This window comes from Richelia intracellularis HH01, from assembly GCF_000350105.1.
Classification (GTDB): domain Bacteria; phylum Cyanobacteriota; class Cyanobacteriia; order Cyanobacteriales; family Nostocaceae; genus Richelia; species Richelia intracellularis.
The window spans coordinates 1-12,018 of sequence record NZ_CAIY01000018.1 but is presented as its reverse complement, the minus strand read 5'-3'; the positions used below and the strand labels follow the sequence as shown (position 1 = coordinate 12,018).

Sequence of the window (12,018 nt, the reverse complement as noted above, 5' to 3'; positions counted from 1 at the left end):
TTAAAATATTTTGATCTTTGCTACTTAATTATTGCTCCAAAATATAAAATTAGGAGTTGGATTTTTCTAGAGTGAATGCAGTGAATATGTAGGATTTTCCCTTGTCAATTATGCTATTGGTGGTTTTTGTTTTACCTCTATAAACCCGGATGACTGACAACTATTATGTAGTATAATATTTGGATTATTAGCTTTTGCAATTATGCTACCAGATACATTATTTCCAAAATTCATTGAGGCTTGATGATACTTGGACCCGGTTTATCGTACTGAACTACTCCGATAGAAACTGAATCAAATAAAACGTCATGTGTTAGGACTTTATGTCTTCTAATTTTTGTTTGGTTGTGGCTTATAATTAAAAACCTTTATCTGTTAAGCTTAAAAATTTCAATCAGGCTTTTTGTTTGTTTAAATTGATAACTTAAATCATCGCTTTGATTTGAAGTAATAGTGGAAACATGCTAGTTATTTGAGCTTCTTTTTAACTGAGTAAATAATTTCAGACTAGGGATTAAATTCATTATAACTGATTGTGCTCTCATGGCTTTAATCCAGAATATTTAGCAACTGTGCAGATTGTATGATAAAAGTCATTAGCACCATAAAGTAAATTTTTTGCTCGTAAATACTCATAAACATTTGTTATAAATTTTTGATTGTCCCTGTTATTTCATACTAATTAATACTTGATTAGATAGGCTAAATTTACTCTTTGAGGTTAAGTAATACTAAGAACAATTATTTATCCTATTGATTTGTCTGCAGTTGATAGTATTTTTATTTATCTTCTTATTCTAACACTTTCTCACTATAATTCTTGTTATTTTTTTATAATTCTGTGCCATAGCATTAATCTCTTCGCATTTTGCCATAACAGTGTGCTCTTATCCTTTTGATACTAGTCCAACTACTAGCTAATTTATGGTTTTCACTTTCTCAAAGATTATCTCTAGGAGTTGCCATATAGTCAGTTATTTCAACTATTTGTGATTAAATTTCCTTTCCCATGCCACGTAAATACTTACACTCTGTAGTTATTTACTACTCTGCTATCCCCAAAATAAGTTAACTTGAAATAATATATGGAAATCAATTCTCAGCTAGAAGCAAACAACCTATTCTATAAATTAAGCCCTACTACAAAAATAAATTAACCAATACACTATGAACATCTTCAGCAACTTGCTTATACAAACGACTCAAGAGAATCGTACCAAAAGGCAACGTAGGGGTATCGAAGTTAAATCCCAACGGGAAATAGAAATTATGCGACAATCTGCCAAAATAGTTGCTATAGTCCTCAAAGAAATTTCTGACTTAGTAAAACCAGGGATGACAACTGCTGATTTAGATGATTATGCAGAAAAACGAATTCGGGAAATGGGTGCTAATCCCAGCTTTAAAGGCTATCATGGCTTCCCTGCTTCTATTTGTTCCAGTATTAATAATGAAGTTGTACATGGTATTCCTAATTCCAAAAAAGTTATCCGTAAAGGGGACGTCTTAAAAGTTGATACTGGTGCCTTATATCAAGGTTTTCATGGTGATTCCTGTATAACTATAGCTGTAGGTGAAGTAACTCCTGCAGCACAAAAACTGATCCAGGTAGCTGAAGAAAGCCTTTATAAAGGAATTGAACAAGTAAAGGCTGGAAACTATTTACTTGATATTGCTGGAGCTATTGAAGACCATGTAAAAGCAAATGGTTTTAGCGTGGTAGAGGATTTTACTGGACATGGGGTAGGTCGAAATTTACATGAAGAACCCTCTGTATTTAACTTCCGTACGAAGGAAATGCCCAATGTAAGATTGCGTTCAGGAATGACTTTAGCAATTGAACCAATTTTAAATGAAGGTTCTAGACTCACCCGAACTTTATCAGACCGGTGGACTGTAGTAACCGTTGATAATTCTCTATCTGCCCAATTTGAGCATACTGTTTTGGTGACAGATACAGGTTATGATATTTTAACTGACAGGGCCGCAGTTTAAGTGCAGAATAAGCCATAAACATATGAAATTTATGAGCTTATTAAGATAATTACCCACAACTTTTAAAGAAGAGGTGCTGGTTCTAAATTTACATTTATAAATTTGGAAACAGAACCTCTTCTTGTATTGAGTTTATGTCTTTTAAGGTCTTTAATTTTCTGCTAGTTGAGATGGATAAATAGCATAATAATGCTTGTACATAAGATACATACAAGCATTATTATGTAAGTTAGAGTTAAGACAATTATTGGGATTAAAACAAATCCTAAATTATAAATATTGCCATACAATAAATTCTAGCTTTCCTTATTTTTTTATGGAGAATTGGCTATAATGCATGCATTTATTTTTGATTTTCATGTTATTTTAGATTCTAAATAATCAAATATATTAAAAATATAAGGGTAGTTTTCTGTATGTTACCTGTAAGATAAATAATGTTTCAGCAAATAGCATAATTGATTACATCTGAATAACTTGTCAAGCATATCCCTAGGAAATTGCTATATTCGTCAATATTTTTATAAATTTGGTGAACCAGTAAATTCTTACTTATTCGTTATATTGATTTAATCTCTCAGTCAGAATGATCAACAGTAGAACTCATAAACATTGTCATATCTTTCAGTATAAGTCTTTTTTAGCAGTGTACTCAGCATCTAGTTTTATCTTTGTGTATGCAGTTTTTTCTACTAATAGGTTTACGTATAACTATTCTTTAGACATCTTATTTCTCAACGCATTCTCTACTTCATGATGCACTACATGAAATATTTACCATCACACTTTAACAATTGCCTATCACTAAAATATCTTCGTAGGCATAAATCTCAAAACTGAGGATAATAAATAAAGCATATCAAATATGCGTTGCTAATGCTGTTAAGTTTGTAGTAAGTGGACTGATTTGGTTTTCAAGATTGTCTCCTGCAATTTCTAAAGTAATAGTAGGGCTTTAGACTGAAATATTACTGCTAAAAGTTATTTTAATGAAATAGGTTTTTAGTTTATACTACAACTACAGATGTTATTAATTGGAACCATAATAATAGCAATTGTAGTTTTGATATTTGTAAATTTGAGTGAATAGCTTGCATTATCTCACATAGTTAATAGTGAAGTGGAGCAAGCTAAACCAGCTACAAGCGAAACTCAGAAAATAAAGGTGTAGTGATTAGGAAATGAATAGTTGTTGGTAAGTTAGCAACTCAAATAGTTAAGGTTATCAATTTAAGCGCAGGAAGATGAGCAAAAACACTAATCATAATCTAATTTCTTCTAAATTTAGATCATAATATTGAAACTTATACTCTTTTACTTTTAAAGGTACTCCCGGTAATATAGTGAGAAAAATTTAGTTAGAAAATTTATTTAATGGAGTGTCTAATGGATTGACAACAATTCTTATTCCTTTAGATGATAGTCCTCAGGCATTTAAGCTATTGAAAGTATCTTGTAACATAACAGCTTAAAGTATAATCTGAATATTACTGGTTCATTTCATAGGTATATTTTATTCTACATTAATTTTTGTAGTAGATTTGCTTGCTGGATTGTGGGAATAGCAATGCAAAACTAGACCTATATATTCTGCATCTCATTGTTTACAAGAAAAATATATCCATAATGCATTAACTTTGTGGAAACTATCCAAAGTCAAAATTACTCCTTTGATTAGGGTTTTTAAAACCGGCTTTTAAAAAGATATCTGTATTTTTATAGGACGACGTTATCAATTCAGAAAAAACTGTAGGCTTGTTATATCAAAAATAGCAGCTTTGTAGTTTTCTTTTTACAGATGACAATTATCAATATGATAGTAGTATTTGAATTGTTATTCAAAACAGGTTAGCAAGAATTGATGTAATTAAGACATTCAATATCTGCCAATTTGGGGTTTTAATTTTAGAAATTCTACTTAAGCCCATAGAAAATATCATAAATCAACAATGAGAATAGGTCTAGATATTTTCACAGCCAAAACTAATTAAGCAGATTCTATTCCAATGACTATCTGTTTACTGCCTTACTCTTCCTATCCATACCATAGTAGTTCATTTTTATTATCTTGGTTTGTACAGTTATTAATTATAAAAACTAAGTAGTAGCCACAAGATAGTAATTCTTAGGCTATCGTGACATATTTATATTTTTGTATAAACAGAATAATTACTTTTTGACTTAATTAATGGTGTGGACAACAAAATCATTTTTTATTCTCATTAGCTTATAATCATGCTTAAAATATAATAATTTGGGAGTCAAAATGGAGAATTTAAACCACTTATCCCAAGATAAAATTCATTATTTGTAAGATTAGTTTTTGTGTGGATTGATAAGTATTGAGTTAACTAACTACAGCAACCCATAGATGGTTATTCTTAGGCAAAAACCTATACAAAATATTGCAGGCAATCTAATTTAGATAATTTTAGAAATCCCTGATAGTTTTACATCTACGCAATTATGACTTTTGCAAGTAATCCGAAAAGTATTTAAACATGAGAGGTTAGCTGATCAGAGCTTATAGCCTGAATATTCTCCTTCCACTTACGTGGTTTGCTTATCCTACGTATATTACGCCAAATCTGAGTCGCTGCCATTGTGCCATCTGCAACTGCTATGGACACTTGGTTCAGTCCTTTTTTTAAATCCCCAAGGGCAAAAATACGTTCATGACTAGTTTGAGACATACCATGAGTTACTAGATTCCCATTATCCCATTCCAGACCCTCAATACCATTCAGATAGTAGTTATTGTGTATTGATCCCATATTTATCAAGCCTGTAGTAGCTTCAACTACTGTACCATTTTCTAACTCAACACCACTCATTTTATGATTTTCGCCTATGAATCGTATAATTCGTTGTTCGTACAGTGGGTAGCCATGCTCTGCTAATTTCCGTTTCATCTTATTACCTAGTTGACATAAATTATGGGTTAAAACGGTAATATAGGGTGTAAACCAGTTTAATACGAATGCAGCATTTATCTGTGATTCTTCTCCTGCAATCAAAACCGCACGCTGATCCCACATATCAAAACCATCACAAATCATGCAAACATGAAGGGTGTATCCTGCATAATCATAAACATTCTGCATATTCTCCAATTCGGGTAAAATATCAATCACACCAGATGCAGCAATCAAATATTGGCTCCGAAACACAGGATATATGCTATCTTTCTTTCTTACTTTTACTTTGACAGCAAAGGTTTCGCCTTCATCAGTAACATCTTCAACAAATCCTCTAAGATAATCAGCTCCCCACTCAATGGCTTGTTTGGTAGTATGATGGATAATTGAAGCTCCACTTGTATTAGGACTTGAGCCTACATAATTACGCAGGTTCTGCATCCATATCGAACGTCCTTTCCCCTTTTCAATTACTAAACATTTAAGTCCATAACGGGCAAGATAAATGGCAGCAGAAAGGCCACCCATTCCACCACCTACAACAATAACATCATAGATGTATTCCAGATGTCCAGAAAGGTTTTTACTAGAAAGCCTCATAATGATAATTCCCCCATCATAATATTTTATCTAAGTGGAATATTTCCTTGAAATTAGTTTGTTTATATAACATTACGTGCAATTAAAAAATAAAAAGGTTTTTATTCACATAAGTTAGAGCATCTTACAATAGACCATCATCGATGATGGTCTATCTCAGATTAATTTAAGATATTTATTGTATACAAACTGATTATAAGATAAATACAAAAACAAAATATAAAAAACTAATGTATATGTTCCCAATAATAAAAGGGTGGCTAATGCTCACCCTGCAAGAAATAAAATAATTTTAAGTTCTGAATATTTACAATAATTTTGTGCTTGAAAACAAATAGCAACAAAGATTTTGTTTAGAACATTAATTATTTTACTATATAACTTTTAACAGATTCACCATATTGATAACTGTTATAAAAGTTCGATTTCTTTTGACATCAAATTTATAACTTGATTATCCAACAAATTTGATGCGAGGCTTAGAAATTCCTGGAGAGTCAATTCCTTTTAAATAAGCTAACATGGTATCTGCATCAGAAACCTCAAAAGGATCAACAGGGCAGTTATCACTATAATTAGGTTCAATGAATATCTTCTCAATATTACTATCATTTACCAGCATAGAGTAACGCCAAGAGCGATAGCCAAACCCAAGATTTGACTTTTCTACTAGCATACCCATTTTACGAGTGAATTCACCATTGCCGTCAGGAAGCAAGAAAACATTCTTGGCACCAATATGTTTACCCCACTGGAACATAACAAAAGCATCATTCACAGAGATACAGATAACTTGATCCACACCTTGAGCTTTGAACTCATCATATAGTTCTTCATAGCGTGGTAAATGATTTGAAGAACAGGTTGGAGTAAAAGCTCCAGGTAAAGAGAAAACTATAACTTTCTTTCCAGCAAAAATAGCTTGAGTACTTCTATCTTCCCAACGATAAGGGTTAGAAGCATTAATGGATTCATCATGGACCCGAGTCTTAAAAATGGCACTAGGAACTTTTTGAATTACAATCATAATTTCCTCTTAATTGCTTGTACTAAATATATGCTTTTATAAGCAGGTATAAACCAAATACTATTTAAGGATAAGTCTGATTTAATCATTATTCAATAAGGGTAAATGCTCATTTTTTACTTTTGAATTTTTACTAGAATATGAGTTGTATATAACCTGCTTATATTTAATTAACTTTATTCCACACAATTAATTAAATATAAGTTCAAGATAGTTAGATATTAATATAAAGTTGATACCATTCCTAAAAAAATATCATTTCGGAAATACCAACAAAAACTACTTAAATTATATAAATTCAATGGTTAATACGTACACAATTAATTGATATGGAAAAGAAGTCCGACAAAATTATTCAGATTTTAAAATCTAAGGGCTACAATTAACTCCCCAGAGTTTGCAATCTATTCGAATCTACTAAGCCTGATAGAGCACACATGCAGAACAAATATTAACTCTAAATGGGTATAAACCCACTTCTTTACAGGCTACAATCTATAGTTCTCTTCAGGTATTAAAAGAAGCAGAATTAGTAATGGAATTTTTGTTGGTAGAAGGTGTATACTACTATAATGCAAGTATTACGCCTCATCAATATTTTTATTGTAATAAATATAGATATATTGAAGATATTACTTGAGAGTAAGTTGAAGTTCTTAGTTTTAAAGAACTTCGACCTAGCTTAACCGTGTATCAATATGAATTAAAAGTACATAGTATTTGTGATAATTGTTAATTAAGTAATTACTTATAAGCATTACTGAGTAAGTATTTAGAATAAACATAGTAAATGATTCTTGAAGATCAGCAGAAGGTACATGAGCCTATGATTAAAATTATCTCCATCATTCACAACGAAATTTATTTATCACTTATAAGTAATATTTTCTTCACAAAAAATTACTAGTAAATCTTTGTAATAATATCTGTAAAATACTTTCAACTTAGGTCAGCTTAATTGAGATAAGATCAATATGTATGATTTACTAGAAAATTAATGATAAAAAAATTGTGACTCAATGAGAATAATAAACACCAAAACAAGTATTCAATTAGGATATCTTAATAAGGAGAATATATAAACTCAGAACAGTAAAAAATATATTTATTTTTTTCAATACAACTAAACATTTAAAGCATACTACCCTTTCAAAACTTTATAATAAGCCCAATATTATTACTAAATAAAATAGATATTACTATAGTAAGTATACATTAAAAATGAGTATAGTTTTATTATAAGCTGAACTAAGGCAAAAGTATATTGGGCATTATCCCCAATATACTTTCATTTCCATGTATGTATTTTTATTATTAAGAGGTAGTTAGGGAAACTTCATAATATTATCATTAATGACTGCTCTTAATAGACTCAAATCTAATTATATAAACTCACCAATAATTGTCAATAAATACTTTCCCCAGAATATTATTATTTGAGTCAGTAAGTTAATAAAATCACTTTGTAATTATATTAATTAATCAGCTACTAAACACTCTTAAATTATTAGTATTTACATCTATAAATTCAAGCACTAATAAGTCTTTTATAGTAAAGTTTGTATCATTGCAGAATTAATGAAATAGGGAATTATCAAAGTAGTCTATGGCTAGGAGAAATTTATAAGTTTTTAACTCATAGCACTTAATTAATATAGTTACTTAAACTGCTGTAGTACTTTATAAACTATGGATTTGTATCCATAGTAGTAGGCAAGTAGATTTTGTAGACCTCCTTTTTGGGCTTGTAAAACTACCAACTAATCTAATTAGTACTGATAGACTGAAGCTAAAGTCCTTTGGACATAAATTTCCTTAACTGTGAGTTCTCAATATAAGCTCCGACTCTCCTTCAAATCCCTCTACGTTGCTGCTACAGTAAAATCTAAACAGCATTATTTGAAGCTATAATCACAACATTATGGTGTTACATTAAAAATGTGAAGCTTCTCTTAATAACTTCATTTGCAATGATAATTGATAAATTTATAATCGCAGGATTACTGATCCTAAACTTGCTTTAATTGTAGGGTTCTTTTTTCTGAGAGTAATATCCTCCCACTTGTGGGTTCTGTTGGTAGATTGTCATAAGGATATGTTTAGCTTTTAATGACTTGGATTTAACTGTGGTTCATGTAATTATCAATAATTGCAAAAAATCAAGTTCTGGTTCTCAGTAAGGAAAAGCAGGATGAACTTGTATAAAGTAATTGTATTAATCCACAAACAGAACTAAAAACCTAGAAATCAGATAACACATATGTATAATTGGCACATCCTAATGTAAAAGTGGACTACTGACAAATAGTTCTAGTAGGTGCTGTTTCAAATAGTTGTAAAACGTCAAGACTTATGTGGCAAAAGCAAAACAAAGACAACCGGATTTTCAGACTGGCTGTTGCATCACTATTAGCAAGTAATGCAGTAATTATTCTCAGTGTGACTGTAATAGAGTTTACCAGGGCAGAATCTACCCATATCAGTACAACTTTTGAATTGCCGAAAAATGTTCCCATGGGTACAAAAGTGCGAATTTATAGCTCTAGTAGTATGAATGCAATTAATAAAGCCTTGCAGTCTAATTTTGAAAAACAATTTTCTGGTATTGAGATAGAAATGACTAGTAGTCATATGAACATGGCAATCAAAGCCGTATTAGATGGTAAGGCAGATATCGCAGCAATTAACCATAAACTTACACCAGAAGAGAAAGCTCAAGGTTTAGAACAAATTGTGTTACATGAAGATAAAATAGCTGTTGTTGTTGGGAAGAATAATCCCTTCCAAGGAGATTTGACTATTGAATTATTTGCCAAGATTTTCCAGGGACAGATTACAAGTTGGTCTGAACTAGGAGATTATCCAGGTAAAATCAGGCTTATCGATCATCCAACAAAGACTAATATTCGTCAAGCCTTATTTAACCATCCAATATTTAAAAAGAGTAAATTTTCTATAAGTACTAATAATACTAACTATAGTATTGCAGATGATACAGAACAAATAATCAACCAGTTAGGCAAAGATGGCATAAGTTACCTACTAAATAAGCAAGTAGCTAACATATCGGCAGTCCGTGTGCTCTCACTCCATACAATACAACTAGATAATCCAAAATATATTTCTTTTCTCCCCTCAGTATATATATACAAACGTAATTCTAGTGTAGTAGCGAATACATTCTTGAAATTTATTACTAGCAAACTGGGACAAGATACCATACAAACAGCGATTAACCATGATTCTTATATAAATACTCAAAAAGTATCTATCAGAAATAAAACTATAAAAAAATCTTATAGTGATGAGGTATCACTAGAAAGTCAAAATTCAGTAACATTAAATACAGGAGTCAATACCCAAACAAATACGCGCTACGATTCAAGTAAAAATAGAATTATTAATTCAGATGCAGATAAAATTATTAATGTTAAAATACCAAATGATGATGGTAAGTCAATAACAGAAAGTATTACAAATAATATAATTGATAATGTAAGTAAATTTGGGGATTTTGGCTGGTTGTGGCAATTGCTCTTAGGAGGTTTAGGGGTATTGAGTGTGTTATACATTTTAGGTAAAAAAACGAGCAGTAAAGTCAAACCAGAAATTACAAGTGAACTCCCAGGTCCGGGAAATACCTACAATGATAATTATGACCAGATAAGTAATATTAAGTCATCTCAGGAGAATATAGCTGATAATGTTTCCGGTCTGCATAGTTACACTTTAGACTTGGAAGCACCAGTAGCTGTCGTTAATCCTTCTTATCCCTCCCCATATGGGAAACAAGAGATACTATCAACGGAAAGTCATTATGGCCAAACAGGTAGCATTGCTAATTTAGTAACAGGTGCGGCTATCCCCCTCGACACAAATGGAATGGCACAAATTCCTATAACAAAAGATAAGGATATCCAAGAGCCTCGGCAGAAATTTTCTTCGGAAACCTTAGATATGATTGCAGATGCGGCGGAGCCTAGCCTCATGAGGAATAGCATAGATAGCAAAATAAGTCTGCATCTTATCCCAGAAAGTCAAAGAGTAGCTCGAGCAACATGGAGAGGTTCTCAACAAAATGGTACAGATCAGAATAAACAGGGAGATGAACAATTTATCTTGAGGTTATATGATGTAACTGACATTGACCTCAGTTATCAAAGTCCCAAGTTAATTAAACAAAATCAATGCAAACAAGGAGATAATAATCTATTTGTCGATATTCCACTAAGTGGTCGCAATTACATGGCAGAATTAGGTTATCTCCATGATGGAGATGTTTGGTTTGCTATGGCTAACTCTAATATTATTCGAGTTTTTAGTACTTTTGTCGGAGAATCATTAGCTAACAAAACTAATACAAATTTACGGATTAAAAAGGGGATGGCAGCATCTACTACTGCTGGACTTATACCTGCGACAGTTGATTCTTCTTCGTTGTTACGCTCAACAACAAAAAATGATAGTGGAGGAAATATTTACGAATATCCCAAGCCTCCGATTCAGGATGGTGAGAGTAGTATTATTCTAGTAAATCGTACTTCCAAATGGGCTTATGCCTCATGGAATGTTTCTGCAAGTCAACAAACCGAATTGCAGTATCAGGGGGCTAAACAATTGAGCTTGAGATTATATGATGTAACTGATATTGATTTGAGTTATCAGGAACCCAAATTAACACAACAATATGAGTGTGACCAAACTACTAATGATCGCTTTGTGGCTATTCCTAATAGTGATCGCAACTATATGGCAGAAATTGGTTACACTACAGATGAGAAACAGTGGTTACTATTAGCACGTTCCTCCACAATCCGCGTATTTAGTCGTCAAGGAGAAAGTTTGTGGCTGGTTGCTGATGCTGAGCTTCTTATTCATGGTGCTACAGAACCAGACACGAAAGTTACAGTTGGGGATTATCATATCAAAACAAGACCGGATGGCACTTTCCACTTACGTATACCATTCACTGATAACTTGATTGATTGCATTATGAAAGCTCAGGATAGTAATAATGGAATAGTCAAAATTATTCACAAACAGTTTTATAGCGATTTTCTTGATATAGATGGTATGAGTCATTAGCTGATAATACTAACAATATAAATCTATGGGTATCCCCAGTAAAATAAATAATTTTGTATAGAGGTCATTCAAAAATTTACATTATTTATTTTATGCCTCATCAGGATTTTATGAAGTATTTCAAGATATGAAATACATATGTTGTATTTTTGGAGAATAAATACATTTGAATAATATTACAAATATAATCAAAATAGGGAAGGTAAGTTTTGCTTGATTAAATGAATTGTATATAAAAAATGCAAGGTTGATAATTCTTTAGTATAAAAGAATTTACTAATATTCAACGAACAAGCATTGCAAACATAGCCATAAAATTTATACTCTTTTATGAATAAATTATCCAATTAGATGATTTATATATTTGGGGTAAGATTTTATATTTTTTATACT

The 12,018-nt window shown here is 31.4% G+C and carries 4 protein-coding genes; 2 read left to right on the top strand and 2 right to left on the bottom strand.

What is annotated here, in order from left to right; translation table 11 throughout:
* Positions 1-1,167: 1,167 nt before the first annotated feature.
* On the top strand, positions 1,168-1,995 hold the full coding sequence (map, locus tag RINTHH_RS01620) for a type I methionyl aminopeptidase (protein ID WP_008232081.1): 828 nt from the start codon (positions 1,168-1,170) through the stop codon (positions 1,993-1,995).
* 2,495 nt (positions 1,996-4,490) lie between these two features.
* On the opposite strand, the gene RINTHH_RS01615 is transcribed toward map, so the two are convergent.
* Positions 4,491-5,513 (bottom strand): NAD(P)/FAD-dependent oxidoreductase, encoded by a 1,023-nt coding sequence (locus tag RINTHH_RS01615; RefSeq protein WP_044304372.1) that lies wholly within the window; start codon positions 5,511-5,513, stop codon positions 4,491-4,493.
* A gap of 454 nt (positions 5,514-5,967) precedes the next feature.
* Positions 5,968-6,540 carry a peroxiredoxin gene (locus RINTHH_RS01610; RefSeq protein WP_008232078.1) on the bottom strand — a complete coding sequence of 191 codons (573 nt, stop codon included), beginning with the start codon at positions 6,538-6,540 and terminating at the stop codon, positions 5,968-5,970.
* Positions 6,541-8,892: 2,352 nt separating this feature from the next.
* On the opposite strand from RINTHH_RS01610, the gene RINTHH_RS01605 reads away from it, so the two are divergent.
* Positions 8,893-11,625, top strand: a complete 2,733-nt coding sequence (locus tag RINTHH_RS01605; protein ID WP_008232076.1) for a DUF4912 domain-containing protein — start codon at positions 8,893-8,895, stop codon at positions 11,623-11,625.
* Positions 11,626-12,018 lie beyond the last annotated feature (393 nt).

Excerpts from the sequence above, each read along its gene's own strand:
- map (WP_008232081.1), top strand. The coding sequence starts at position 1,168 with ATGAACATCTTCAGCAACTTGCTTATACAAACGACTCAAGAGAATCGT.
- RINTHH_RS01615 (WP_044304372.1), bottom strand. The coding sequence starts at position 5,513 with ATGAGGCTTTCTAGTAAAAACCTTTCTGGACATCTGGAATACATCTAT.
- RINTHH_RS01610 (WP_008232078.1), bottom strand. The coding sequence starts at position 6,540 with ATGATTGTAATTCAAAAAGTTCCTAGTGCCATTTTTAAGACTCGGGTC.
- RINTHH_RS01605 (WP_008232076.1), top strand. The coding sequence starts at position 8,893 with ATGTGGCAAAAGCAAAACAAAGACAACCGGATTTTCAGACTGGCTGTT.